The sequence below is a fragment of the Mesorhizobium sp. M0563 genome (genome assembly GCF_040321065.1).
Taxonomy (GTDB): Bacteria; Pseudomonadota; Alphaproteobacteria; order Rhizobiales; family Rhizobiaceae; genus Mesorhizobium.
The window spans coordinates 224,178-248,046 of record NZ_JAMYQV010000003.1; the positions used below are offsets into that span (position 1 = coordinate 224,178).

At 63.7% G+C, this 23,869-nt stretch carries 26 protein-coding genes; 18 read left to right on the top strand and 8 right to left on the bottom strand.

Annotation, left to right across the window (positions count from 1 at the left end):
- Positions 1-73: 73 nt before the first annotated feature.
- The 9 genes from murA to NKI50_RS06405 all read left to right on the top strand — a co-directional run bounded on the left by murA (position 74) and on the right by NKI50_RS06405 (position 10,711).
- Positions 74-1,330: a UDP-N-acetylglucosamine 1-carboxyvinyltransferase gene (murA, locus tag NKI50_RS06365; RefSeq protein ID WP_023716699.1), complete on the top strand. Its 1,257-nt coding sequence runs from the start codon at positions 74-76 to the stop codon at positions 1,328-1,330.
- Complete coding sequence (locus NKI50_RS06370; protein WP_023716698.1) at positions 1,327-2,217, top strand: glucosamine kinase nucleotide-binding domain-containing protein; 891 nt, start codon at positions 1,327-1,329, stop codon at positions 2,215-2,217. The genes murA and NKI50_RS06370 overlap by 4 nt, the downstream gene beginning before the upstream one ends.
- A 186-nt stretch (positions 2,218-2,403) precedes the next feature.
- Positions 2,404-3,309, top strand: a complete 906-nt coding sequence (gene murQ / locus NKI50_RS06375; protein WP_502896899.1) for an N-acetylmuramic acid 6-phosphate etherase — start codon at positions 2,404-2,406, stop codon at positions 3,307-3,309.
- A 99-nt stretch (positions 3,310-3,408) separates the two neighbouring features.
- Entirely contained in the window at positions 3,409-4,929 is a 1,521-nt protein-coding gene (locus NKI50_RS06380; RefSeq protein WP_023716696.1) for an ABC transporter substrate-binding protein, read from the top strand.
- A gap of 34 nt (positions 4,930-4,963) precedes the next feature.
- Positions 4,964-5,923: an ABC transporter permease gene (locus tag NKI50_RS06385; protein WP_023716695.1), complete on the top strand. Its 960-nt coding sequence runs from the start codon at positions 4,964-4,966 to the stop codon at positions 5,921-5,923.
- On the top strand, positions 5,923-6,762 hold the full coding sequence (locus tag NKI50_RS06390; protein ID WP_023716694.1) for an ABC transporter permease: 840 nt from the start codon (positions 5,923-5,925) through the stop codon (positions 6,760-6,762). Before NKI50_RS06385 ends, NKI50_RS06390 begins: the two co-directional genes overlap by 1 nt.
- Positions 6,759-8,507: an ABC transporter ATP-binding protein gene (locus NKI50_RS06395; RefSeq protein ID WP_023716693.1), complete on the top strand. Its 1,749-nt coding sequence runs from the start codon at positions 6,759-6,761 to the stop codon at positions 8,505-8,507. Before NKI50_RS06390 ends, NKI50_RS06395 begins: the two co-directional genes overlap by 4 nt.
- Positions 8,508-8,579: 72 nt before the next feature.
- On the top strand, positions 8,580-9,581 hold the full coding sequence (locus tag NKI50_RS06400; RefSeq protein WP_031193321.1) for a serine hydrolase domain-containing protein: 1,002 nt from the start codon (positions 8,580-8,582) through the stop codon (positions 9,579-9,581).
- Positions 9,582-9,586: 5 nt separating this feature from the next.
- The gene (locus NKI50_RS06405; protein ID WP_352547484.1) at positions 9,587-10,711 is read left to right on the top strand and encodes an anhydro-N-acetylmuramic acid kinase; all 1,125 of its coding nucleotides are present in this window, start codon (positions 9,587-9,589) and stop codon (positions 10,709-10,711) included.
- On the opposite strand, the gene NKI50_RS06410 is transcribed toward NKI50_RS06405, so the two are convergent.
- Together NKI50_RS06410 and NKI50_RS06415 are read right to left on the bottom strand one after the other, a co-directional pair.
- Positions 10,712-11,140, bottom strand: a complete 429-nt coding sequence (locus NKI50_RS06410) for a GNAT family N-acetyltransferase (RefSeq protein WP_023716691.1) — start codon at positions 11,138-11,140, stop codon at positions 10,712-10,714. It abuts the gene before it with no gap.
- 49 nt (positions 11,141-11,189) lie between these two features.
- Positions 11,190-12,371 carry an MFS transporter gene (locus tag NKI50_RS06415; RefSeq protein WP_023716690.1) on the bottom strand — a complete coding sequence of 394 codons (1,182 nt, stop codon included), beginning with the start codon at positions 12,369-12,371 and terminating at the stop codon, positions 11,190-11,192.
- A 48-nt stretch (positions 12,372-12,419) separates the two neighbouring features.
- Between NKI50_RS06415 and NKI50_RS06420 the strand changes: the two genes are divergently transcribed.
- From NKI50_RS06420 to NKI50_RS06435, 4 genes are all read left to right on the top strand, one after another.
- Positions 12,420-12,959 carry an Lrp/AsnC family transcriptional regulator gene (locus tag NKI50_RS06420; protein WP_023716689.1) on the top strand — a complete coding sequence of 180 codons (540 nt, stop codon included), beginning with the start codon at positions 12,420-12,422 and terminating at the stop codon, positions 12,957-12,959.
- A 138-nt stretch (positions 12,960-13,097) separates the two neighbouring features.
- Positions 13,098-13,637 (top strand): dihydrofolate reductase family protein, encoded by a 540-nt coding sequence (locus NKI50_RS06425; protein ID WP_023716688.1) that lies wholly within the window; start codon positions 13,098-13,100, stop codon positions 13,635-13,637.
- 22 nt (positions 13,638-13,659) lie between these two features.
- Positions 13,660-13,893 (top strand): RNA polymerase sigma factor, encoded by a 234-nt coding sequence (locus tag NKI50_RS06430; RefSeq protein ID WP_245278490.1) that lies wholly within the window; start codon positions 13,660-13,662, stop codon positions 13,891-13,893.
- Positions 13,894-13,896: 3 nt separating this feature from the next.
- The gene (locus tag NKI50_RS06435) at positions 13,897-14,574 is read left to right on the top strand and encodes a sigma factor-like helix-turn-helix DNA-binding protein (RefSeq protein ID WP_352716029.1); all 678 of its coding nucleotides are present in this window, start codon (positions 13,897-13,899) and stop codon (positions 14,572-14,574) included.
- Between the two features lie 74 nt (positions 14,575-14,648).
- On the opposite strand, the gene NKI50_RS06440 is transcribed toward NKI50_RS06435, so the two are convergent.
- Genes NKI50_RS06440 through NKI50_RS06465 form a run of 6 tightly spaced genes read right to left on the bottom strand, consistent with a single transcriptional unit; the run spans position 14,649 to position 19,022 of the window.
- Positions 14,649-15,908: an ABC transporter substrate-binding protein gene (locus NKI50_RS06440; protein ID WP_023716687.1), complete on the bottom strand. Its 1,260-nt coding sequence runs from the start codon at positions 15,906-15,908 to the stop codon at positions 14,649-14,651.
- Between the two features lie 48 nt (positions 15,909-15,956).
- Positions 15,957-16,385: a DUF4440 domain-containing protein gene (locus tag NKI50_RS06445; protein ID WP_023716686.1), complete on the bottom strand. Its 429-nt coding sequence runs from the start codon at positions 16,383-16,385 to the stop codon at positions 15,957-15,959.
- A gap of 8 nt (positions 16,386-16,393) precedes the next feature.
- Entirely contained in the window at positions 16,394-17,449 is a 1,056-nt protein-coding gene (locus NKI50_RS06450) for an aldo/keto reductase (protein ID WP_023716685.1), read from the bottom strand.
- Positions 17,446-17,799, bottom strand: a complete 354-nt coding sequence (locus NKI50_RS06455; RefSeq protein WP_023716684.1) for a TIGR04076 family protein — start codon at positions 17,797-17,799, stop codon at positions 17,446-17,448. The genes NKI50_RS06450 and NKI50_RS06455 overlap by 4 nt, the downstream gene beginning before the upstream one ends.
- Positions 17,800-18,288, bottom strand: a complete 489-nt coding sequence (locus NKI50_RS06460; protein WP_023716683.1) for a DUF3830 family protein — start codon at positions 18,286-18,288, stop codon at positions 17,800-17,802.
- Positions 18,285-19,022 carry a GntR family transcriptional regulator gene (locus NKI50_RS06465; protein ID WP_084642406.1) on the bottom strand — a complete coding sequence of 246 codons (738 nt, stop codon included), beginning with the start codon at positions 19,020-19,022 and terminating at the stop codon, positions 18,285-18,287. The genes NKI50_RS06460 and NKI50_RS06465 overlap by 4 nt, the downstream gene beginning before the upstream one ends.
- A gap of 125 nt (positions 19,023-19,147) precedes the next feature.
- On the opposite strand from NKI50_RS06465, the gene NKI50_RS06470 reads away from it, so the two are divergent.
- The 5 genes from NKI50_RS06470 to NKI50_RS06490 are packed head-to-tail and all read left to right on the top strand — an operon-like array spanning position 19,148 to position 23,859.
- A complete protein-coding gene (locus tag NKI50_RS06470; RefSeq protein WP_023716681.1) occupies positions 19,148-19,945 on the top strand; it encodes an ABC transporter ATP-binding protein in 798 nt (265 codons plus the stop codon).
- On the top strand, positions 19,942-20,691 hold the full coding sequence (locus NKI50_RS06475; protein ID WP_023716680.1) for an ABC transporter ATP-binding protein: 750 nt from the start codon (positions 19,942-19,944) through the stop codon (positions 20,689-20,691). The genes NKI50_RS06470 and NKI50_RS06475 overlap by 4 nt, the downstream gene beginning before the upstream one ends.
- Entirely contained in the window at positions 20,688-21,596 is a 909-nt protein-coding gene (locus NKI50_RS06480; protein WP_023716679.1) for a branched-chain amino acid ABC transporter permease, read from the top strand. Before NKI50_RS06475 ends, NKI50_RS06480 begins: the two co-directional genes overlap by 4 nt.
- The gene (locus NKI50_RS06485) at positions 21,593-22,570 is read left to right on the top strand and encodes a branched-chain amino acid ABC transporter permease (protein ID WP_023716678.1); all 978 of its coding nucleotides are present in this window, start codon (positions 21,593-21,595) and stop codon (positions 22,568-22,570) included. Before NKI50_RS06480 ends, NKI50_RS06485 begins: the two co-directional genes overlap by 4 nt.
- Positions 22,567-23,859, top strand: coding sequence for an NAD(P)/FAD-dependent oxidoreductase (locus NKI50_RS06490; RefSeq protein WP_023716677.1), 1,293 nt, complete (start codon positions 22,567-22,569; stop codon positions 23,857-23,859). Before NKI50_RS06485 ends, NKI50_RS06490 begins: the two co-directional genes overlap by 4 nt.
- Positions 23,860-23,869: the final 10 nt, after the last annotated feature.

Sequence of the window (23,869 nt, forward strand, 5' to 3'; positions counted from 1 at the left end):
GCACGGGAATTCGGACATGAAAGATCGCCTGCAAGCGCGTAGACTCGCCGACACCTTGGATTAGGTCAGAGCCATGGATAGATTGCGGATCGTCGGCGGGCACAGGCTTGAGGGCGCGGTGACGATCTCCGGCGCCAAGAACGCGGCCTTGCCGCAAATAGCGGCAGCTTTGCTCAGCCCCCACCCGCTGGAGCTGACCAACCTGCCTGAGGTGACCGATGTCGACAACATGCTTGGCGTCGTCGGGCTTCATGGGGCTGAAGTCACCAGATCGGCGCATGCCGCCACAATCGATGCCAGTGCTGCCGTCTCCAGGGAGACAAGCTACGACACAGTCAGGCGCATGCGCGCGACGGTGCTGGTTCTCGGTCCGCTGCTTGCCCGCTTCGGCCATGCCCGGGTCTCGCTGCCTGGCGGATGCGCGATCGGCGCACGGCCGGTCGACATGCATGTCGCCGCGCTTGCGGCACTTGGCGCCGACATTGCCATCGAAAACGGGCTGATCGTCGCGTCTGCGCCGGGCGGGCTGAAAGGCGCGCGCATCGTTTTGAGCTCGCCGTCGGTCGGCGCGACCGAAACTGCAATGATGGCGGCGACGACTGCAAACGGCGAGACCGAGATCCTCAACGCGGCCCGTGAGCCGGAGGTGGCCGATCTTGCCGCCTGCCTGAACGCCATGGGCGCGCGGATCGAGGGCGCCGGCACGCACCGCATCCTGATCGCGGGCAGCACAGACTGGCGCGCCGCCACGCACGACATCATCCCGGACCGGATAGAGGCCGGCACCTATGCTGTCGCAGCGGCCATCACGGGCGGCCAGCTCGAGCTGACCCATGCCCGGCTCGAGCACATGGCATCCGTCGTCCAGCTGCTCGAAGCCAGCGGCGCGAAAATCTGGCCGGGCGATCGCGGGCTGATCGTATCGAGAGATGGGCCACTCGAGGCGGTCGACGTGACGACGGAGCCCTATCCGGGCTTTCCGACCGATCTTCAGGCGCAGTTCATGGCGTTGATGTGCTGTGCCGAGGGCGCTTCGCTGTTGCGCGAGACGATCTTCGAGAACCGTTTCATGCATGTGCCCGAACTGATGCGGCTCGGCGCCAATATCAAGCTGCAAGGCACCATGGCGCTGGTGCGCGGAGGCGAGAAGCTGAGGGGCGCGCAAGTGATGGCGACCGACCTGCGCGCCTCCGTCTCGCTGGTGCTGGCGGCGCTGGTGTCCGAAGGCGAGACGACGATCAACCGGGTGTACCACCTCGACCGTGGCTATGAGCAGCTGGACCGCAAGCTCCGCCTGTGTGGCGCCCAGATCGAGCGGATAAGTGGATGAGTGCCGGCGCGGCGTCTCCGCATTATTTCCTGGGCGTCGATGGCGGCGGAACCGGCTGCCGGGCGCGTATCGAAGACGAGGCAGGAACTGTGCTCGGGCAAGGCCTGTCGGGCCCGGCGACAACGCGGCTCGGTATAGAGGCGGCCTGGGCCTCGATTGCCAAAGCCTTTGGCGCGGCGATCGAAGAGGCAGGGTTCGCGGCGGCGGAAATCGCCAGGATCCGCGCCGGCATCGGTCTTGCCGGCATCGGCCGCAAGGGTGCGCTCGAGGCGTTTCGTGGCATCGAACATCGCTTTGCGAGCATCGACTTCGTCAGCGACGGCGTCGCGGCTTGCCTGGGCGCTCATTCGGGTCAAGACGGCGCCATCGTCATAGCCGGAACCGGTTCGATCGGGCTCGGCTTTGTCGAAGGGCGCGACATGCGCGTCGGCGGCTACGGTTTTCCGATTTCCGACGAGGGCAGCGGCGCCGATCTCGGACTAAAGGCAGTGCAGCTTGCCTTGCGTGCCCATGACGGCCGGCATGAGCGGACGGCGCTGCTGACCGAGGTGATGCAGCGCTTCAGGGACGATCCGTTCGAGTCGGTGGCCTGGATGGACCGCGCCACCGCGACCGACTATGCCGCCTTGGCGCCGATGGTGATCCGCCACGCCGACCAGGGCGATCCGGCCGGACGGCGCATCGTGCAAGGTGCTGCCGAGCAGGTCGACACGTTCGTGCGGGTGCTGTTCGAAAAGGGCGCGCCGCGGGTTACGCTGCTCGGCGGTCTGTCCAGCCCGCTAGAGCCATGGCTCGCTCCCGACGTCCGCCGACGTCTGAAGCCGGCCGATGGCGATGCGGTTTCGGGAGCCATAATCCTGGCTAGGAAATCCCTGTGTCAGCGATAGTGCTCCTGCCTGAAGGAATATTATATTCCTAGTATCCGTTGACACGAGGAATATCGAATTCTAAAAAGTTAACCAAGCAGAAGCAAGTTGCCGGTCGCCGGCTGCGGGCACTGGTCGTCGGCTGGCACCGCATCACATTCCTGCTCACAGCAGATTGAAAGCAAGCAAGTGGTCGAACACGGGTTGATGTCGGAGCTGGAGCGATTGGTTTCCGAGGACCGGAATCCGAAGACGATGGACATCGATCTGTTGCCGACCCTCGAGGTGCTGCGCAAGATCAATGACGAGGACAAAGGCGTTGCGGCAGCCGTCGAGAAGGTCATCCCCGACATTGCTGCGGCCGTGGACCGGATCGTGAGCGCGTTCCAGAAAGGTGCACGCCTTGTCTATATGGGCGCGGGCACGAGCGGCCGGCTTGGCGTCCTCGACGCCTCGGAATGTCCGCCGACCTTCGGCGTGCCCGAGGACATGGTGATGGGCCTGATCGCCGGCGGCGTCGACGCGCTGGTGCACTCCGCGGAAGGCGCGGAGGACGATCCGAAGCAGGGAATAAAGGCGCTGCAGGACATCAAGCTGACCGCCGGCGACGTGGTGGTCGGCATCGCTGTCAGCGGACGCACACCCTATGTCATCGGCGGCTTAACCTATGCCAAGCAGGTGGGAGCCACCACCGTGGCGCTGTCCTGCAATCCGCGATCGACCATTGCCGGAATTGCCGATATTGCCATCTCTCCGGTGGTTGGACCGGAGGTCCTCACCGGCTCGACCCGACTGAAATCGGGAACCGCGCAAAAGCTGGTGCTCAACATGCTGTCGACCGCCAGCATGATCCGCATCGGCAAGAGCTATCAGAACCTGATGGTTGACCTCAATCCAAGCAACAAGAAGCTGATCGCCAGGGCGGTCAGGATCGTGATGCAGACGACCGGCTGCGCGGCGCAGCAGGCACGACAGGCACTCGACCAGACCGGCAATGACGTAAAACTGGCAATCCTGGTGACGATCACCGGCATGGGCGTCGAAGAAGCACGTAAGGCGCTTGCCAATGCGGGAGGTTTCCTGCGCAAGGCGATAGGCGAAAAGACGGTGTAAGACCGCATGGATGCTGGGCCGATGTTCCGGGGCGTGTGTCCCTTTGAACCGGTCCGGGGAACTGCAAGGCATCAGGTTTAACAATAATGGGAGACGACAATGGTACGGCACATTGGCAAGAAACTGCTTTCCGGGATGACGCTTGCGGCAATGCTGGCCATTGCCGCGGCACCGGTGCAGGCGAGTGCGGCGACGCTGCACATGGCCTGGTCGCAGGACGCCACCGGTCTTGATCCGCACAAGCAGACGGCATTCTCCTCGCTGCGGTTGCTGGAGCTGATCTATGAACCGCTGGTACGGCTCGACGCCAATCTGCAGATCACGCCCGCGATTGCCGACTCCTGGCAGTTCTCGGCGGACGGCAAGGAGCTGAGCTTCAGGCTCAATCCGAAAGCAAAATTCCAGAACGGCGCCGCCGTGACCTCGGCCGACGTCAAGGCATCCTTCGAGCGCATACTCGACGAGAAGACCGGTGCGGCCGCCCGCGCCAACTTTCTCTCGATCGCCAGCATCGACACGCCCGATCCAGCCACCGTCGTGTTCCACCTCTCGCAGCCGGATGTGCCGATCCTGACCGCGATGAGCGACGTCAATGCCGCGATCGTCCCGGCAAGCGAAATCACGGCCGGCTCGATCGGCACGACGACGGTCGGCTCGGGTCCGTTCAAGCTCGAAAAGTGGGATCCTAATTCCAAGGAAGTGCTTGTCGCCAACAAGGATTGGGCGGGCGGCGCGACCGGTGTCGACGGCATCGAGATCAGCGTGCTGCCGGACGAAACGGCGATCCTGGCGGCGATGCGCACCAAGCAGATCGACTTCGCCCTGCTCAACGATCCACTTGTCGCCACGCTGGTGCCCAAGGAAGCCAGCCTGCAGTTGAACCGCGTGCCGGTGCTTGCCTACCACGTGCTGCAGCTCAATCCGTCCCGCAAGCCGATGACCGAACTCAAGGTGCGTCAGGCGATATCCTGCGCCATCGACCGGCAGGAAGTGCTGGACACCGCCTCGCTCGGCGAAGGCAAGGTCACCGGCCCGCTGACCATCCCGGCGCTGGCGACCGATCCGAACCAGTTGTTCTGCTATAAGCGCGACATTGACAAGGCCAAGCAGTTGATGGCCGAGGCCGGCTATGCCGACGGCTTTTCGGCGACCGTGATCGGCGCCACCGGCGAGCCGCCGACAGCAGCGGCGGAAGCCCAGGTGATCCAGTCGCAACTCGCCGAAATCGGCGTCAAGCTCGATATCAAGATGATGGAGCTCAACGTCTATGTCGATGCCTGGCTGAAGGGCGATTTCGACATGGCCGTCGCGCTGAACGGCGGCAGGGCCGATCCCTACACTATGTACAACCGCTACTGGACCAAGACCGGCAATCTGCAGAAGGTGGCGAACTATATCGACGATACGCTGGACAGCCTTATGCAGAAGGGCCGCACCGAGACCGACCCGGCGGCGCGCAAAGCGATCTTCGCCGACTTCGAGAAGCACATCACTGAGATGTCGCCCTGGATCTGGCTCTACACGTCCTACAGCTACACGGCCCAGCAGAAGAATATCGCAGGATTCGAACCGGTGCCGACAGGTTCGCTGTTCAGCCTCGCCAAGGTGACGATCCAGTAGCTGCTTCGATGCCGGACGAGAGGATATTATTCGCGTGAACTATCTGATGCGGCGACTGGCGACCTTCCCTCTCGTCCTGCTTGGCGTGTCCATCGTGGTGTTCCTGGCGATCCGGATGGTTCCGGGCGATTCGATCACGGCAATGCTGGGAACCGAAGCCGGCCTGCTGACGCCTCCTCAGCGCGACGCGCTTGCGGCCTATTTCGGCATCGACCAGCCCTGGTTCATCCAGTACTGGCGCTGGCTGCTTGGTCTTTTCCAAGGCAATCTCGGCATTTCGTCCACCTATGGCAGGCCGGTGCTCGGCGTCATCCTCGAACGCTTCCCGCTGACGCTGGAGCTTGCGCTGCTGTCGATGATCATCGCCCTTGTCGTCGGCATGCCGGCCGGGATCTTTGCCGCCACCCACAATGAGAAGCTTTCCGATCTCGGCGTGCGCGTTGTCGCAATGATCGGACAATCGACGCCGAACTTCGTCCTTGCACTGCTGATCATCTACACGCTGTCGGCGGGGTTTGGCGTTTTGCCGGCGATGGGCGAGTTTTCGCCGCTGTGGCGGGATCCGCTGCGCAATATCGGCCAGCTGTTGCTGCCGGCCGTCACGCTCGGTTTCGCCTTCGCGGCGTCGGTCACCCGTATATCGCGTTCGGCGATGCTCGACGTGCTGAGCGACGATTACGTCAGGACCGCGCGCAGCAAGGGCGTCTCGGCGCGCGGCGTCATCTGGCGGCATGCTTTGCCCAATGCGCTCATCCCGGTCGTGACGCTGAGCGGCATAGAGTTCGGCTATCTCCTGGGCGGGGCAGTCATCGTCGAGCAGATCTATGCGCTGCCCGGTCTCGGCCGCATGGTGCTGGACGCCATCCTGCAGCGCGACTATGCGCTGGTGCAGGGAAGCGTGCTGTTCATCGCCTTCAACTTCATGATCGTCAATCTCCTCGTCGACCTCGCCTATGTCGCGCTCGACCCGCGTATTCGGCTAAGCGAGCACTGATGGCGACATTGCGGGCCATACTTGCGCACACCAGCGGCCGCATCGGCGGTGCCATCGTTGCGCTTTATCTGCTGCTTGCCGTACTTGGCATGCTGGGGCTGACGCCGGACAATCCGCTGACGCAGCACCGGGTCGAGCGGCTGCATGCGCCTGACAGCACGTACTGGATGGGCACGGATCTGTTCGGCCGCGATGTCGCAAGCCGGCTGATGACCGGGATCGGCCAGTCCTTCCTCGTGGCCTTCTTTTCGGTCGCCTTCGCGACGCTGGCCGGCACCGTGCTCGGGCTGGCGGCAGCCTGGTTCGGGCGCCGCTGGGACGGCCTGGTGATGCGCATCATGGATGTGCTGCTGGCATTCCCGGCGATCCTGCTGGCGCTGCTGATCGTCGCGGTTGCGGGACCGGGAACCTGGACCAGTGTCGTCGCCATTGCCATCGTCTACACGCCGATCTTCACGCGCGTGGTGCGCGGCCCGGCTCTGTCGCTGAAAGCGCGTGAGTTCGTCGACGCGGCCCGCACGTTCGGCAGCAGCTCGAGCTACATCGTGACACGGCATCTGCTGCTCAATCTGGTCGCGCCGTTGACCGTTCAGGTGACGCTGGCGCTGGCCTGGGCACTGCTCACCGAAGCCGGCTTGAGCTTCCTCGGGCTCGGCACGCAGCCGCCCGCCGCGTCGCTCGGCCTGATGCTGAGCGACAGCCGCAACCTGATGGAGACGGCTCCCTGGTTGATGATCTTCCCGGGGGTGGCGATCATGATCAGCATCCTCGGTTTCAACCTGCTCGGCGATGCGTTGCGCGATGTGCTCGACCCGAAGACGCGGAGATCGATCGCATGATCCCGCTGCTGTCCGTCAGCGGTTTGCGCGTCGGCTTCGGCCGAAAGCCGTCAGCCAATGAGGTCGTGCGCGGCGTCAGCTTCGATCTCGCTGACGGCGAAACGCTGGCCATCGTCGGCGAAAGCGGCTCGGGCAAATCGGTGACGGCGCTCTCGATCAATCGCCTTGTCGATTATGGCGGCGGCCGCATCACCGCGGGCTCGATCAAGCTGAAGCGGGCCGACGGCAGCATGTTCGACCTGACCGCCGCGGCCGAGCCGCAGCTGACGAAGATCCGCGGCGGCGAAATCGGCATGATCTTCCAGGAGCCGATGACCTCGCTCAATCCGGTGCTGACCATCGGCAGGCAGATCGAGGAGTCGTTTCGCCTGCATCGCGGCCTGACCGGCCGGCAAGCGACGGCGGCGGCCAAGGACGCGCTCGACCGTGTGCGCATTCCCGACGCAGCACGGCGGCTGAAATACACGCCCAACCAGCTTTCGGGCGGCATGCTGCAGCGGGTGATGATCGCCATGGCGCTCGCCTGCAACCCGCGCCTGCTCATTGCCGACGAGCCAACGACGGCGCTGGATGTTACGGTGCAGGCGCAGATCATGGCGTTGCTCGCCGAGTTGAAGCAGGAAACCGGGATGTCGATGATCTTCATCACCCACGATATCGGCTTGGTTGCAGGTATCGCCGACAAGGTGATGGTGATGCAAAGCGGAGAAGCTGTCGAGCAAGGCGCGCTGAACCAGATATTGGACGATCCGCAGCATCCCTATACGCGGCATCTGCTTCATGCGGTGCCGCATTTCGCCGGCGGCAGTGCGACACGCAAAGACATGCAACGCGAAAAGCAAAAAGCTACCGAGCCGGCGCTGAAGGTCGATGGCCTCGTGGTGCGATTTCCCGTCAAGGGTGGCTTTTTGAGCCGCGCCAGCGGTGCCGTGCATGCGGTGGACGGTGTGGATTTCGACTTGATGCCGGGCGAAACATTGGCCGTCGTCGGCGAGAGCGGTTCCGGAAAATCCACCGCCGCCCGTGCGATTCTGGGGCTGGTGCGCTCGACGCGCGGCACAATCTTGGCCAGCACGCGCAAGGCCGCCGCCGGGCAGAGCGCCCTTCCCGTGCAGATGGTGTTCCAGAATCCCTATGGCTCGCTTAATCCCAGGCTCGCCATCGAAAGCATTCTTGCGGAACCGGTGATCGCCACGGGCGGGCGGATAACTGCTGAGACGCGAGCGAAAATGGCCGCGCTGCTGAACCGCGTCGGCCTGCCGGAAAACAGCCTGCAGCGTTATCCGCACGAATTCTCCGGCGGCCAACGCCAACGGCTGTGCATTGCCCGTGCGCTGATGCTCAATCCCTCCGTTGTCGTCCTCGACGAAGCGGTTTCGGCGCTCGACGTATCGGTGCAGGCCAGAGTGCTGGAGCTTTTGATCGAGCTGCAGAGTGAATTCGGGCTGGCCTATCTGTTCATCTCGCATGACATGGCTGTGGTCGAGCGGATCGCCCATCGCATCGCGGTCATCTATGCCGGCCAGATCGTCGAGATCGGCGATGCCAGATTGGTGCTCTCGGAGCCGAAGCACTCCTATACCAAACAGCTTATCGCGGCCGTTCCCACCATAGACCGGCGGCATGAACGTTTCGAGCTGGACACGCGCCAGGTTCCCTCGCTCGTGCGTCCGCTGGGATTTGAGCCGGGCCCGGCCAAATGGCAGCAGTTCGGGCCGGATCATAGAGTACGGGTGGAAGTGTGATGATTGTCGCCCAGACGGATGCAAGGCCAGAGGGAGTGGGACGGATCGCTGCTTTTCAGACGGAGGCCGCAATTGATCGACCATGATCTTTTCGACCGGGCGTTTGCCCCACTCGAAGCGGCGGTGGCTGCGTCGCGCATTCCCGGCGGGGTGCTCGGCATGGTCGACCGGGACGGCCAACGCGTCGTCCGGGCAATCGGCTCGGCCCAGCGGGTGCCGAAGGTGCGGCCGATGCATGCCGAAACCTGGTTCGATCTGGCATCCCTGACAAAAATCATCTTCAGCACGCCGCGTATATTGGCACTGGCGGAAGAAGGCGTCATCGACCTCGAGGCGCCGCTGATTTCGGTCCTGCCCGACCTTCGCCAATATGACGAAAAAGCCTGGGAGCGGACGGTGACGTTTCGCCAGTGTCTCGGCCATCAGACACCGTTTCCCGCCGTCGCGCCGATCTACACCTATGGGCGTGACCCCGAGCTGTTGCGCGCCTTTGTCTTGCAGCGCGAGTGGCAGGTCGGGGAGCCGGTCTATTCCGATATCAACTTCATTCTGCTCGGCTTCGTCCTGGAGCGCCTGTCCGGCAAGACCATTCGCGACATGGATCCCGGTCCGGGCTTCGCGTTCTCCGCCGAACCGGGTCAAGCGGCGGCCACAGAAGATTGCACATGGCGCTATCGCGTGCTGTCAGGCGAGGTCCACGACGACAATTGCTCGGCATTGCAAGGGGCCGGTCACGCCGGGCTGTTCGGAACGGCAGCTTCGGTCCTCGACTTTGCGCGAGGGCTGCTGGACGGGACCGGCGCGTCGCAGCGCTCGATAGCGCTGATGCGCACGCCCTTGTCGGCAACCCGCACCCATGGCTGGGAGCGACCCTACGAAGGCTGGTCCGGCGGCCGGCTGTGCAGCCCCGAAACCATCGGGCATACCGGCTTCACCGGCACCGGGCTTTGGGTCGACTTCGACAAAAGCAGAGCGTGGACCTTGCTCACCAACCGGATCCATCCGACACGTCATTTCAACAGCGGGATCGCAGCGCTTCGCCAAGCGGTCGGCGATCTCGTCAACGGAGCCTGACAATCATGAAAAATGGCGAACCAATGTGGGCCGTCGGCTTGATGACCGGCACCGTGCTGGACGGCAATATCGACGTCGCGCTGATCAAGACCGACGGCGAGCGGATCGCGGATTTCGGCACCTACACGCTGGCCCCCTACCCGCAGTCGATCCGGACCTTGCTGGAAGAGACGCTTAGGCAGGCAAGGAACTGGAATTTCACCGGGCCGGAACCGGCAATCTTCCACGAGGCAGAGGAAGCGCTGACGCGCGCCCAGTCTGCGGCGGTCAAGGATCTTGTCGAAAGCCACGGCCTGACCATGGCCGACATCGGCGTCGTCGGCTTTCATGGCCAGACCGTGCTGCACCGTGCCCCGCAAGTAGGCCGACTGGGCCAGAGTCGCCAGCTCGGTGATGGCGAGCTGATGCATGCCATCCTGGGCACCAAGGTCGCCTATGACTTCCGCTCGGCCGACATGCGCGCCGGCGGCCAGGGCGCGCCGCTGTCGGCGGCCTATCACGCCGCGCTGCTGCGCGAAGCCGACGCCAGCGGCGACACGGCGGTGCTCAATCTCGGCGGCGTCGCCAACATCACCTGGTGGGACGGCAAGGACAATGTCATCGCTTTCGATACCGGACCCGCCAACGCGCCGCTGAACGACTTCATCAAGTCGAAGGGGCTTGGCGAAATGGACCGCGACGGCGCGCTGGCTCGCGTCGGGACGGTCGATGAGGCACGGTTGGCCAAGCTCCTGCAGCACCCGTACTTGACCAAGCCATACCCGAAATCGCTGGACCGTTTCGATTTCGGCGCCTCGATGGCGGACGGGATGAATGCCGAGGATGGCGCTGCCCTGCTGACGGCCTTCACCGCGGCCGCGGTCGGCAAGGCGCTCGATCTTCTGCCGCGCCGGCCGAAGCGGCTGGTGGTCAGCGGTGGCGGTCGCCACAACCCAACGATCATGGCCATGCTTGCCAGCCGCGCCGGCGTCGAAGCCGTGCCGGCGGAGGCGCTTGGCTGGAAGGGCGACGCGGTGGAGGCGGAGTGTTTTGCCTTCCTGGCTGTGCGCGTGCTTAGGGGCTTGCCGATCAGCTTCCCCAGCACGACCGGCGTGCCACAGCCGATGTGCGGCGGACGCCTTGCCGGCTAGTTAAGCCACCAATTTCTTCTGCAGGAAGATACGGCTTCGGCCAATGGGAAAGTCGGCGAGCACACCGAACGGTCGATAACCTTGGCGCTCATAGGCCTTGGCGGCCTTGGGATTGAACGTGTCGATCCAGGCGCCGTGACAGCCGCGCGCCATCGCCTCCCTCTCGGCTGCCTCGAGCATCCGGCCGGCCATGCGCTGGCCGCGCAGCTTTTCATCGACCCAGAGCCATTGCACATAGAGCCAGCCCCAGGCGGTGTATCCCGAGATGCCGGCGACAATCGCGCCGTGCTCATCGCGCACGAACACGGCCAATGTCTTCCTGCCGGAGGCGCCGACATCGCTGTCGTTGAACGCCGCAAGCCGCTCTCCAAGAAAAGCCAGCTCGTGCGGCAAGGGATTGGCGGTTGTCTCAAGCGTTGTATTGTCCATCCAACGAGCATCTATCGAAGGACCGGGCCGAGACGCAAGCCTTGCTGCGCTATAGCTTCGGCGAACGCCACGCCGCTGCCGCAGCAGCGATCAGCATGAGCAAGGCTGCAACCACCGCCGATGCCGCAAACCCGAACGTGGAATAAAGCGGCCCGAACGCCGTGGTGCCGACGAACACCGCGAGATAGGTCACCGCGCTGTTCAAACCCATGATCGTGCCGCGGCGCGCAGGGTCGAGCGCCGATAGGCGCATCACCAGGACGTTCAGCCCGAAATGATTGGCAAGGCCCCAGACGGCTATCATCGCTATGGTCAGGCCGAAGCTGCCACTTGCCGCAGCAATCGCGACATAGACGAGCGCGACGAGCAGATAGGCAAACGGCATGACCCGCCGCGCGCCCAGACGATCGATGACGCCGTCAAGAAGTGCCGCCGTGCCAAAGCCGGCGCCATAGGCGAGCGCGGCCAGCCCGTTGGCACTGACCGGCCGTCCTAGGCCGTTGTGAAGGTGATCGCCGAGATAGCCATAGACGCCATAAAACGCCGTCATGAAGGCGGCGCAGGCGACCAGAAGCGGCACTATGCCGGGAACACCCAAGGCGCCCAGCGGCGTCGGTGCCGGACCGCTCTTCCTGACGTCGCTGAGCAACGTCAACGTGAGGCTGGCCAATGCGAGTGTTGCGAGCACCGCGACCGCCGCGAACACGGCGCGCCAATGCACCAGGTCGGCAAGTACGGCCGACAGCGAAACGCCGGCGACCATGCTCAGCGTCCAGCCGGTCAGCACGACGCCGATGGTCCCGCTTTCACGACCGGGCGGCGCAATCGCGGCGGAGCTGGCATAGATTGCCGGCATGGCGACACCCGCAGCAATGCCGGCGAGAAGCTGGGCCGCGACCAGCGCCGTCACCGTCGGCGCCGCAGCGCTGGCGACGAGCGCTATTGCCAGCAGCAGCAACGCTCCCTGCAGCATGCGGCGGGCGCCGAGCCGGTCGATGTAGCGCGCCAGGAACAAGGCGCTTGCCGACGTACCGAGCCCGAACGCGGCGGACGCGATCATGACCGCCGGCACGCTTGTGCCGAACGACGCGGCCACCGCCGGTGCAATCGGACCGAGCACAAGCGAGTTCGAGCCGATCACGGCAATGCACCCGGTCAGCAGGTAAGCGAGTGCCGGGATTGGCGGCTTGGGGGCCGCTGCGAATGTGGCGACTTGATCACTGTTCGACATATGGCAATAATGGCCGTATTAAATTCTGCATCAATCGGGAATTTTAATATGGATGAAGAAACAGATGGCGTTCCGCAGAACAGGCCTGCCGCCCGCGATATCGATGCAATCGACCGAAAAATATTAGGCGTCCTGGTCGACGACGCGACGATCAGCTATGCCGAGCTCGGCGACCGCGTCGGCCTTTCGCCGCCGGCAGTCCATGAACGCGTCAAGCGCCTGCGGCGGAGTGGCGCCATCCGCAACACCGCGGCCATCATCGATCCCAAGGCGGTACACAAGCCGCTGCTCGCCTTCGTCCATATCGATACCAAGGGGTGGGGAAAGACGCCGGAGCTGATGGCGATTTCCGAACATCCCGAAGTCGAGGAGATCCATTCGGTGGCCGGCGACACATGCATGCTGATCAAGGTCCGCACCGAGGACACGCGGGCGCTCGAAGGCCTGCTGTCGCGCCTCTACGAAACACCCGGCGTCACCTCGACGCGAAGTTACGTGGTGCTATCGACCTATCTGGAGCGGCCAGTGCAGCCGGGGATTACGACGGAGTGGCCGACGCCCCGGCACATGGCCAAGCCGCTCTATTAACTCAAACGATCCTCACGCGTATCCAAAGTCGAACCGGGAACGTCCTAGAGACTGCATCCTGTGGTTATCCATCGGGCCGTTTCGTTTTCGCCGGTTCTTGGGTCTCACGGGACGCCTGTGCGCAACCGGAGATATGCGATGAGAAAATTGATCGTGGGCAGCTTCATTTCGCTGGACGGCGTCATCGAAGCGCCAATGGAATGGGCCTCGCCCTTCTTCGACGAGGAGATGAAGGAGCACTCCTATGAAAAGGCCGGCGAGGCCGATTTTTTCCTGCTCGGCCGCATCACCTATGAAATGTTTTCGGCGCGCTGGCCGCAGGTCAAAGGCAGCAAGTACATGGACCGCATGAACGGACTGAAGAAGCTCGTTGCGTCGCGCAGCCTCAAGGAGGTGAGCTGGAACGCATCGCTGATCGAAGGCGACGTCGCTGCCGAAATTGCCAGGATCAAGCAACAGGCCGGCGGCAACATACTGAAGTATGGAGTGAGCAATCTCGACCAGACGCTGCTCGCCAACAGGCTTGTCGACGAGTATCAACTCTCGATCGTGCCGACCCGCGTCGGGCATGGCAAACGCGCTTTCCAGGATGTCGACCCATCCCTGGTCAAGCTGGAGCTTATAGATACGCACCGTTTCAAGAACGGCGTCATTACGCTGACCTATGTCCCGCTGTGATCCGCCGCCGAATTGAATGCCCATGAAGATGCAGCCAAGACTTGACCCGACCGGGCTTTTCGACGTCCGCTACGCCGGCTTCCTGGAGACAGTCGCGCATTTGCGTGGGCGGCTGCACCGCTACTGTGCACGCATGACCGGTTCGACGCTCGACGCCGAAGACGTGATGCAAGAGGCGCTGTTCGAGGCCTATCGGAAGATCGAGAAGCTGGACGATGCGAGTGCTCTTCGCCCCTGGCTGTTTCGCAACACATAATCGCTGCATCGATTTCCTGCGAAGCCGGCAGGTGCGTCAGCATGCGGAGGCCAATTTCGTCGAAGACGAGATCATCCTGCCGGTCGAGCCGGTGGGCAACGGCGCGGATCGCGCGATCGAACGGCTGGTTATCCACCTGCCGCCCAGGAACGCGCCTGCGTCCTGCTCAAGGATGTCTTCGACTATTCGCTGGAAGAGATCGCCGATCTCGTCGGCTCGACCGTGGGTGGCGTCAAGGCCGCGTTGAGCCGTGGCCGCTCCAAATTGGCCGCCTTGTCAGGCGAGCCAATCGTCCGTTCGGAGCCCCAGCGCGATCCGGAACTTCTGGAATTGCTCAGCCGCTATGTCGAACTGTTCAATCGCCGCGACTGGGACGGGGTACGGGCGCTGACCAGCGCGGATGCCCAATTGCAAGTCGCGGATTGCTTCAAGGGAAGGCTATCGGAATCACCTTACTTCGTTGAATACGAAAGAGCCTCGACGACCTGGAAAATGGCGATTGGCATAATCGATAGCGAGGCGGTGCTGCTCGTGCTTCACCATGGCGAAGACGGTTGGAAGCCGGCCCATCCGGTTCGGATCGAAGCCGCTGGCGGGATCATAAATCGCGTCACCGATTACTATGCCTGCCCCTGGATCATGCCGGCCGCTGGTGCGGTGGTCGTTTCCGGGCCGGCCTAACCGGCAGCAGGACCTGCAAGTGTCCGGCATCGACCTCAATGAAATGGGATCGATGCCGGACGGGGCATAGGCGCTTACTGAAGTTTCGCCTGCAAGGCGTTGACGTCATCCGTCGTCATTTCGCCGTCGGTCGTCACCTTGCCGTCGACGATCTTCCAGAGCCGGAACGGGCCGGTGATGTCGCCATACTTATCGAAGGCGACCGGACCGATGACGCCTTCGTAGCGGATCGGCTTGCCCTCCTTGATCAGGCCGAGCGCCTTGGCGAACTCGTCCTTGCCGGCATAGATCGGCGTGCCGGCCGGGTCGACCGCCTTGTACATCGCGTCCTTGATCTTGGCCGGATCCTCAGAGCCGGCAATGGCGATGGCCAAGCCGACGATGGCGCCGGCATCATAGGATCGATCGGCCGCCGGGTTCGAGGGTTCGATGCCCGAAAATTCCTTGTAGTTTTTGGTGAAATACTCGGTCGATGCGGTCGGGCTGGTGCCGGAGGAAGTGCCGTACGCATCCTTCAGGTAATCCGCGCCAACGGATTCGATGAAGTCCGGGCTGTTCATGCCGTCATTGAGCAGGAACTTCTGGACACCGCCCTGCGAAATCCAGGTGCGGGCGATGGTCGCGCCGTCGACAGGCGTGCTGACGAGATAAAGCCCGTCCGGTTCGCCGGCCATCGCCGCGGTCACTTCCGAGGCATAGCTCGACTGCTTTTCATTGTAGGGCGTGTCGGAGACGATGGTGCCGCCGAGCGCCTTATAGGCGCGTGAGAATTCCGCCACCATGTTAACGCCGAAGTCGTTGTTGACGTGGATGACCGACAGCTTCTTGAAACCCTTGTCGATGGCGTATTTGGCGGCAGCGACACCCTGCAGCGCATCAGATGTGATGGTGCGGAAGAAGATGCCGTTGGTCTTGCCGTCGCGCCCAAGCGCCGTCAGCGTCGGCGACGAGGAAGCAGGCGACACCTGGACGATCTTGGCCGGAGCGGTGACCGAGGTCAGGATCGGGATCGACACCGAGGAAATGATGCCGCCGATGATCACCGGCACCTTCTTGACCTGCACGAGTTGTGTCGCGGCATCGACCGCGATGTTGCCTTGGCTCTGGCTGTCGCGGGTGTCGGTTGCTAGGTCGCAGCCGCGCACGCCGCCCGCCTCGTTGATATCGCGGAAGGCCATTTCGACCGATTTTGCGCCGGCCTGGCCGTATTCGCCGGCGGGACCGGTCAGTTCCATGACGAGGCCGACCGTGATCTTGCAATCCGCGGCCTGCGCTGCACCGGCCGCTGTCACCAGAGCCAGCGCAGTGGTGATCTGAAGTATGGTCTTTTTCATTGTTGTTCCCCTTTCGTTACACGACTCTCATTGACGCCTTGAGCCTGTTCAGTCTTCCGGCATCTGCAGCCAGGTTTCATGCAGATGTCGCCATTCGACGCCGTTGGGCGCCGATGAGCTGGTGGTGAAGACCGCACTCGAGCGGCGGCGGCTGTGCTTGCCGCCGCGCTGCTGTGCTTCGATGTAACAGACGACGATCGTGTCGTCTGACTGCCAGCCGGCCCGGATATCCTCGATCGAGATACTGAAATCGCCATCAGAGGTGGCGCGGCTTGCCCTGACATGGTCGAGCACCGCGTCACGATCGAGGACCTGACCGTCCGGCGCAACCATGCAGAAGCCTTCGCCCATGACGCGTTCGAAGCGGCTGAAATCTGCATTGTCCGCACTCGCCGCATTGAACCAGTCGACGAAGAAGCGGTGGAGATCGACCACTTCGGCACTGGCGCGGGAAAGCAAGGAGGGCTTCTCGTCCATGGCCGCGCTCATTTCCTGCCTGCATTCAAATTGTAATGCATGATCGAGCCGTGGCGGCCGTGACGGTCGCGTTCCAATGTGTAGACGTCGCCCAGCGGCCCACGGCTTTGCGCGATCACGGCAGCGATCCTCGCCCGGTCGTCGGCATCGAGCGCGATGTCCATGATTCTGGCATTGGCAAGGGCGTGCGCCTGGTTGCGGGCGCCGACGATGACGGCCGCCACTTGCGGCTGCTCCAGCACCCAGGCGCTGGCGATGGTGGCGATGTCGACGCCGTGGTGGTCGGCGACGGCCTTCAGTGTGCGAAGCAACTCCTGGAAAAGCTCCCAACCGCCAAAGTCGTCGATGATCAGCTTGTATTTGACCAGCGACCGGTTTTCGAGTGGCGTTTGTGGCTCGGCAACGCCTAGCCATTTTTCGCTGAGGAAGCCGCCCGCCACCGAACCGTAGCAGAGGAAACTGACGCCGTGCTGGCTGGCGAGCGCCGCAGGGCTGTTGGCCGGCCGCTGGTCGAGTACCGAGTATTGCAGCTGTTGGCTGACCAGCGGCACGCCGGCGGCCAGGATCTCGGCCAGCCGCGGCGTGTCGAAATTGGTGGTGCCGATGTTGCGCACCTTGCCTCGGAGCCGCAGGTCGTTGAGCCAGCCCATCGCATCGACGTAGCCCGGCAGCGCATAGTCCCACCAATGGAACTGAACGAGATCGAGCCGCTCGGTCTTCAGCCGCCGCAGCGACTGGTCGACGATGCTGCTGATGTAGTCGCGGCTGATGCTGGAAAGCCTTTCGAGGTCAGGCACCAGCTTGGTGTGCACCTTCATCTTGGCGGCGGCGTCGAGGCCGCGCTCATTGGCAAGCCGCAGGCGCGCGGCACCGATCAGTTCCTCGACGCCGGTATAGATGTCGGCACAGTCATAGGTCCCGATGCCGGCGTCGAACGTGGCGATCAGGTCGGTTACCGCCTGTTGGCGGTCGATCGCGCCGTGCCCGCCGGCAAGCTGCCAGCCGCCACGAATGACGCGCGAGATCGTGTAGCCGGGGCTGAGCTCGAACGCCTTGGCGGTCATCTCTGGTCAGTCTCCTTGGGCAGTGGCACAGCCGTGGTTTCTGAATGACTGAACCGCCGCTTGCCGGTCCTGACGATCCTGAGCCGGCTGGCGCAATTGGGATCTGGACAGGCGATCTCGGCATCCGAAGTCATCCAGTCGTTCCTGTGGGTCGGGCGTTGCTTTGCGGCCAGAAGCGGCAACACTGCCGCAATGGAATAGATCGAGAAGCCCTGCCCCGTCGGCATCGACAGCATCTCGCCCTTCAACTCGAAATAGTCGCCGGCCTTGGCACCGCAATAGATCGGCTTGCCCTCGGGGACGACCGCCTCGACGCGAAGGTCGAAGAGTTCGAAACTGTCGTCGGCCATTCAGATCTCCACCCGGGTGAAGGTGATGTCACAGGCACCGTTGCGGCGGATCGCGCCACAGGCGGCAGCGAATTGATCGCGCTCTTCGGGACGCACCTGCGCGACGACGCTTTCGGCAAGCCAGCCGATCGGGAACAGCAAGCGCGCGCCCGGTCCATAAAACAAGCCGATGTCGAAGATGGCATTCGGGTTGCCGCCCCACATGCGCGGCGGCACGTAGGACAACACGATGTCACCCGGCTGCGGCGTTAGCGTTGCGTTCTCCGCCGGCAAGGGCCTGGCATAGGTTTGGCCCTCAAGTTCGGCTGATGGAACCGGGCAGGAGATTTCCGGCCCGGTCCACATCGCATGGATGCCGGCAACGACGCGCGGCTGCTCGAGATAGGCCAGCAGGAAGGCGGCGTTGTCGGGCGCCTTTTCAGGCAACAGCAGCGCGGTCACGGAAAGCTTCGAGCGTGGCTCGGTGATCCTGATGCCAGGCGTCGTCATGCTCTCAATCCTTCTTTGCTTGCGGATTGGAGCTTGTCGCGCAGGAAGGCGAAGGGCCGGCTGATGTCCGCCACCAGCGCCTCGCGCGCTGCCTGGGCATCCTGCCTGGAAAGCGCTGCGACGATACTACGATGGTAGTGGGCGGTATCGACTTCACCGGCATCGGAAAATGCGTAAATGGCCACGCGAATGCACGGCCCGGATTGCAGCCACAGGCTCTCGATCATCGGGATCAGCACGGCGGAGCCACAGCATCGGTAGATCTCGAAGTGGAAGCTCTGGTTGAGCGTCGCCTCGCGGTCGATATCCTTCTTGTGCTTCAGCGCCCGCATCTCGTCCCATTGGCCCAGCATGGCTTCGACCGTGGCTATCTGGCGCGAATTCATGCGCGTAGCGGCAAGTGCTATCGCTTCGCCCTCTATGAGGGAGCGGGCGCGCAAGAGGTCGTCGATACGCTCCAGCGTGATAGGCGGCACGCGCACCGAGCGGTTGGGAAGCGCCTCCAGCGCCTTCTCCGTGATCAACCGCCCGAGCGCCTCACGCACCGGCATGGTACTGGTGATCAGCGCGTCGGCGAGGCCACGGATGGTCAGCACCTGACTCGGCTCAAAAAGGCCGCCGATCAAGGCACGGCGCAGCTCCGAATAGACGCGATCCTGCACGGTTTCGCGGCCGACCGGCGTAAGCTGGGCTGCGATCGTTTCGTTATTCCGTTCGATGGCGGCCTTCTGCATGGCGTTCCCGGTGGCCATTCGGCCCGTTTTCGGCTTGCGGAAGAAATTAAAGCCGAATAGCGTGATCAAAGCAAGTGTGATCACAAATCATAGGCGGCGAAGATCGCTTTCGGCCAGAGGGATTGATGGGCGACACGACAGAACGGCAGGAGGAGATCCGCACGCCGGTTCTGACGGCCAGGAACGTCGTCAGACGCTTCGGCGGCCTTGTCGCGGTCAACAATGTCTCGTTTGACGTCCAGCCAGGCGAAATACTCGGCCTTATCGGCCCGAACGGCGCCGGCAAGACGACGATGTTCGACCTGCTGGCCGGCAGCATCCTGCCGACCAGCGGCGAAATCCTTCTCAACGGCGTATCGGTGTCGGGGGAAGCTGCCCATCGCCGCATTGGCCGCGGCCTTGGCCGCACGTTCCAGATCCCCCGGCCCTTGCCTAACCTGACGCTGATCGAAAACGTTATGCTGGCCGCGCAAGGGCAGGCCGGAGAAAAACTGCTCGCCAATTTCCTGACGCCCCGGCGGGTCGCTGCCGAAGAAAGGGCTGCCGAGACAAGAGCCGTCGAACTGCTTGAGCTCGTCACGATCGCTCACCTCGCGCACGAACCTGCGCGCGTGCTTTCAGGCGGCCAGCGCAAGCTGCTCGAACTGGCCCGCGTGATGATGGCCGACCCGGCGATCATCCTGCTCGACGAGCCGGCGGCCGGGGTCAACGCAACCCTGCTCGAGATCATTATCGACCGCATCCGCGACATCAATGCGCGCGGCATCACCTTCCTGCTGATCGAGCACAATATCGACATGGTGACGCGGCTCTGCCACCGGGTGCTGGTCATGGCAAGCGGCCAGCTGCTGTGCGAGGGCACTCCGGACGAGGTTGCGCGCGACCCGCGCGTCATCGAGGCCTATCTCGGAGGCGCTGCATGAGCCAAACGGTACTCGACGTCCGCGGTCTCGAAGCCGGCTATGAGCCCGGCGTGCCGATCGTGCGCGGCGCTTCGATCACCGTCGACCAGGGCGAGATCGTCGTCGTCCTCGGTCCCAACGGCGCCGGCAAGTCGAGCCTTATCAAGGCCATCGCCGGCCTTGTCCCGATCACCGGCGGCACCGTGCTGCTGGACGGCAAGGACATCACGGCGGCGCCCGCCCACACCATGGTCCGCCTTGGCCTTGCGTTCGTGCCGCAGACCGAAAACATCTTCCCGCTGATGTCGGTCGAGGACAATTTGAAGGTCGCCTGCGGCATCCTGAGGCCGCGCGAGATCCCTGCCCGCATCGAGGAAATGTATGCGGCCTTTCCCGACCTCGCCCGTCAGCGCAGAACGGCCGCGGGCAATCTCTCGGGCGGACAGCGGCAGATGCTGGCCGTCGCCCGGGCGTTGATCGTCCATCCCACGGTGCTGGTGCTCGACGAACCGTCGGCCGGCCTGTCACCGAAATTCGTGGCGATGGTGTTCGAGATGCTGGCCGGTATCCGCAAATCCGGCGTCACCATTCTGCTGGTCGAACAGAACGCCAAGGCAGCGCTTGCGATCGGCGATCGCGCCTACGTGCTGGTCGAGGGCAAGGACCGGCACCAGGGCATCGCCTCCGAGCTCTGGAACGATCCTGTCGTCGCCGAGCTCTATCTTGGCCAGCGCCGCCCCGACCTTGGAAAAGGAGGCGCGGCATGAACCTGCAATTCGTCGCCGACGGGCTGCTGGCAGGCTCGATGATCGGCCTCGGCGCCATCGGCGTGACGCTCACCTATTCAATCCTGCGCTTCTCGAACTTCGCCCATGGCGACTTCATGGCCTGGGGCGCCTATGCGACGCTCGCCGTGGTTGGCGCTATCGGCGCGATGTTCGGCAAGATCGCGCCGATCGCACCCCTCTCCTTCGGCTGGCCGCTGATCGTCGCGCTCATCATCGGCATGGCGGCCACCGGCCTGCTGGCGCTGGCGCTCGACATGGTGCTGTTCGCGCGGCTGCGCGCCAAGGGCCAGGCGATCATCGTGGTGATGGCGAGCTTCGGCGCCTCGATGGCGCTGAGAAGCCTGCTCGAATTCATCTTCACCTCGCGTCCGACCTATTTCAGCCGGGCGATCCAGATCGCCATGCCGATAGGCTTCGGCATTCGCATCACCCCGGACCAAATCGCGCTGCTGCTGCTGACCGCCGTTCTGGTGCTCGGCGTACATCTTTTGATGACGCGTACCCAGACCGGCCGCTCGATGCAGGCGTTGAGCCAGAACGCGGCACTTGCCCGCATTGTCGGTATCGACGTCGCCAAAGTCGTGCGCGTCACCTGGATCATCGGCGGGGGGCTGGCCTGTGTCGCCGGCGTCATGATCGGCATGCTCATTCAGATCCGCCCGTTCATGGGTTTCGAGATGCTGCTGCCGATGTTCGCGGCCGCCATCCTCGGCGGCATCGGCAGTGTACCCGGCGCCGTTCTCGGCGGCTTGATCATCGGTTTGGCCGAAGCCGGCGCGGTGCAATTGATCGGCGCCGAATGGCGGGCGGCCATCTCCTTCATCATCCTGATGGCGGTGCTGTTCGTGCGGCCTATCGGCCTTTTCGGAGTGGGGGAACGCTGATGGATCTGCTCGGCTACGGCGCTTTCTTCCTGACCACCGCGCTGATTTTTTCGCTCGTCACGCTCGGGCTCAATTTGCAATGGGGGCTGACCGGGCTTTTCAATGTCGGGGTCGCCGGCTTCGTTGCCATCGGCGCCTACACCTCGGCACTGCTGACCACGCCCGACGATGCCGCGCGACTCGGCGGCTTCGATCTGCCGATCCTTGTCGGCTGGCTCGGCGCCATGCTGGTGGGCGGTGTCGCCGCCGCCATCACCGGCATCGCCACGCTGCGCCTGAGATCGGACTATCTGGCGATCACCACCTTTGGCGTCGCCGTCGTCGTGCAATTGGTGGCTCTCAATGCCCAGACGCTGACCGGCGGCCCGTTCGGCATCGGCTTCATTCCGCGTCCGTTCGGCGGTCTTGCCGAAACCCCATTACTGTTCAACCTGTCGAATCTTGCCGTCGTCTCGGTGGTGACGCTGATCGTCTATCTCGCGCTGGAGCATCTGTCGCGCAGCCCGTGGGGGCGCGTGTTGAAGGCGCTTCGCGAGGATGAGCGGGCCGCGATATCCCTGGGAAAAAGCGCGCGGTTCTACCGGGTCCAGGCCTTTGCCGTCGGCGGCGCCATCATGGGGCTGGCCGGTGCGCTGCAGGCGCATTTCACCGGCTTCATCGCCCCGGACAATTATTTGCCGGCGCTGACTTTCCAGGTCTGGGTGATGCTGATCGTCGGCGGCTCGGGCAGCAATATCGGCGCCGTCATCGGCAGCATCCTGGTCTGGGCGATATGGGCCGGATCGGGAGCCTTGACCAGTATGTTGTTCTCGCCGGAACAGCAGGCCCGCGCCGCTTCGCTGCAGATCGTCGCCATCGGCGTGATGCTGTGCGTCATCCTTCTGGTCAGGCCGAACGGCCTGTTTGGCGACAGGCCGCGGCGTCCAAGGTTCGGCAAGCGTGCACGCGTGGCCCCGAGCGAGAGCGGCTCATGAACGCTGTGACCCGGCCGCACGGCGTTTCCCTTTGGCATGCCGTCAGCCGCAGTCGCCGCGACCGGCCCACCCTCGAAGGCGCACTCGATGTCGATCTGGCAATTGTCGGCGGCGGGTTTTCGGGCCTTTCAACCGCGCTGCACACCGCCGAAAGAGGCATCTCGGTGGCCGTCCTCGAGGCGGAAATCATCGCCTGGGGGGCAACCGGCAGGAACGCCGGCTTCGTCGTGCCGAATTTCGCGAAAAGAGACCCCGACGATATCATTGCCCAGCTTGGGCCCGAACGCGGCGAACGCCTTGTCGATTTCGCCGCCGGCAGCGCCGACCTCGTCTTTGCCCTGATCAAGCGGCATGCCATCGAATGCGATGCCGTCCAGAGCGGCTGGATACAACCAGCCCATTCACCGGCCGCTTTGCAAAAGACCAGATCGCGCGCCGAACAATGGGCACAACGCGGAAGACAGACTGTCGCGCTGGACAGACAGGCGGTCGAAGAGCTGACCGGCGTTCGCGGTTATCTCGGTGGCTGGATGGACAGGTCGGGTGGCGTCCTCAATCCGGTCGAATATGCGCGCGGATTGGCCGACGCGGCGGAAAAGGCCGGAGCGCGCATCTTCGAGCATACGCGTGTCGCGTCGATCGATCACATAGGCGATGGTTGGGCTTTGAAGACGGCCGCCGGTTCGGTGCGTGCCGAAAAAGTGCTGGTCGCCACCAACGCCTATGGCGGGGCGCTGGATCGCGCGCTGCAGCGAACCTATTTCCCGCTGAAAATCTTCCAGATCGCGACGGCGCCGCTGCCGCGCGAATACCGCACCCGCCTGCTTCCAGGAGGGCAAGGCGTCGGCGACACAAGGCGCAATCTCTTCACCTTCCGCTTCGATGGCGAAAACAGGCTGATAACCGGCGGCATGCATGTTCTTAGCCTCGGTGCCGACACTCGGGTGCCGCAGGCAATCTGGCGACGGCTTGCCAGGCATCTCGATCTCCCGGGAATGCCGCCGATCGACTACAGCTGGTCGGGTATGGCTGCAGTCGAGCCCGACTTCCTGCCGCGCCTCGTCGATCTCGGCCCCGGCCTGGTTGCGGGCTTTGCCTGCAATGGGCGCGGCATCGCCATGACGACTGCCATGGGCCAGGTGCTTGCCGACTGGGCTGATGGAACAAAGCCTCAGGATTTGCCGCTGCCGTTTGGACCGTCGTCGCCGATCCCGTTCCACAGCCTGATGCGGCATGCACCAAACATGGTGCTCCCCTGGAGCATGCTGCGCGACCGGCTGGATGGCTGATCGACGCGCG

Coding starts and splice junctions, on each gene's coding strand:
- NKI50_RS06480 (WP_023716679.1), top strand. CDS start 20,688: ATGAACCTGCAATTCGTCGCCGACGGGCTGCTGGCAGGCTCGATGATC.
- NKI50_RS06465 (WP_084642406.1), bottom strand. CDS start 19,022: ATGCAGAAGGCCGCCATCGAACGGAATAACGAAACGATCGCAGCCCAG.
- NKI50_RS06440 (WP_023716687.1), bottom strand. CDS start 15,908: ATGAAAAAGACCATACTTCAGATCACCACTGCGCTGGCTCTGGTGACA.
- NKI50_RS06455 (WP_023716684.1), bottom strand. CDS start 17,799: ATGGCCGACGACAGTTTCGAACTCTTCGACCTTCGCGTCGAGGCGGTC.
- NKI50_RS06475 (WP_023716680.1), top strand. CDS start 19,942: ATGAGCCAAACGGTACTCGACGTCCGCGGTCTCGAAGCCGGCTATGAG.
- NKI50_RS06450 (WP_023716685.1), bottom strand. CDS start 17,449: ATGACCGCCAAGGCGTTCGAGCTCAGCCCCGGCTACACGATCTCGCGC.
- NKI50_RS06380 (WP_023716696.1), top strand. CDS start 3,409: ATGGTACGGCACATTGGCAAGAAACTGCTTTCCGGGATGACGCTTGCG.
- NKI50_RS06490 (WP_023716677.1), top strand. CDS start 22,567: ATGAACGCTGTGACCCGGCCGCACGGCGTTTCCCTTTGGCATGCCGTC.
- NKI50_RS06470 (WP_023716681.1), top strand. CDS start 19,148: ATGGGCGACACGACAGAACGGCAGGAGGAGATCCGCACGCCGGTTCTG.
- NKI50_RS06390 (WP_023716694.1), top strand. CDS start 5,923: ATGGCGACATTGCGGGCCATACTTGCGCACACCAGCGGCCGCATCGGC.
- NKI50_RS06460 (WP_023716683.1), bottom strand. CDS start 18,288: ATGACGACGCCTGGCATCAGGATCACCGAGCCACGCTCGAAGCTTTCC.
- NKI50_RS06430 (WP_245278490.1), top strand. CDS start 13,660: ATGAAGATGCAGCCAAGACTTGACCCGACCGGGCTTTTCGACGTCCGC.
- NKI50_RS06405 (WP_352547484.1), top strand. CDS start 9,587: ATGAAAAATGGCGAACCAATGTGGGCCGTCGGCTTGATGACCGGCACC.
- NKI50_RS06415 (WP_023716690.1), bottom strand. CDS start 12,371: ATGTCGAACAGTGATCAAGTCGCCACATTCGCAGCGGCCCCCAAGCCG.
- NKI50_RS06370 (WP_023716698.1), top strand. CDS start 1,327: ATGAGTGCCGGCGCGGCGTCTCCGCATTATTTCCTGGGCGTCGATGGC.
- NKI50_RS06425 (WP_023716688.1), top strand. CDS start 13,098: ATGAGAAAATTGATCGTGGGCAGCTTCATTTCGCTGGACGGCGTCATC.
- NKI50_RS06445 (WP_023716686.1), bottom strand. CDS start 16,385: ATGGACGAGAAGCCCTCCTTGCTTTCCCGCGCCAGTGCCGAAGTGGTC.
- NKI50_RS06395 (WP_023716693.1), top strand. CDS start 6,759: ATGATCCCGCTGCTGTCCGTCAGCGGTTTGCGCGTCGGCTTCGGCCGA.
- NKI50_RS06420 (WP_023716689.1), top strand. CDS start 12,420: ATGGATGAAGAAACAGATGGCGTTCCGCAGAACAGGCCTGCCGCCCGC.
- murQ (WP_502896899.1), top strand. CDS start 2,404: ATGTCGGAGCTGGAGCGATTGGTTTCCGAGGACCGGAATCCGAAGACG.
- NKI50_RS06410 (WP_023716691.1), bottom strand. CDS start 11,140: ATGGACAATACAACGCTTGAGACAACCGCCAATCCCTTGCCGCACGAG.
- murA (WP_023716699.1), top strand. CDS start 74: ATGGATAGATTGCGGATCGTCGGCGGGCACAGGCTTGAGGGCGCGGTG.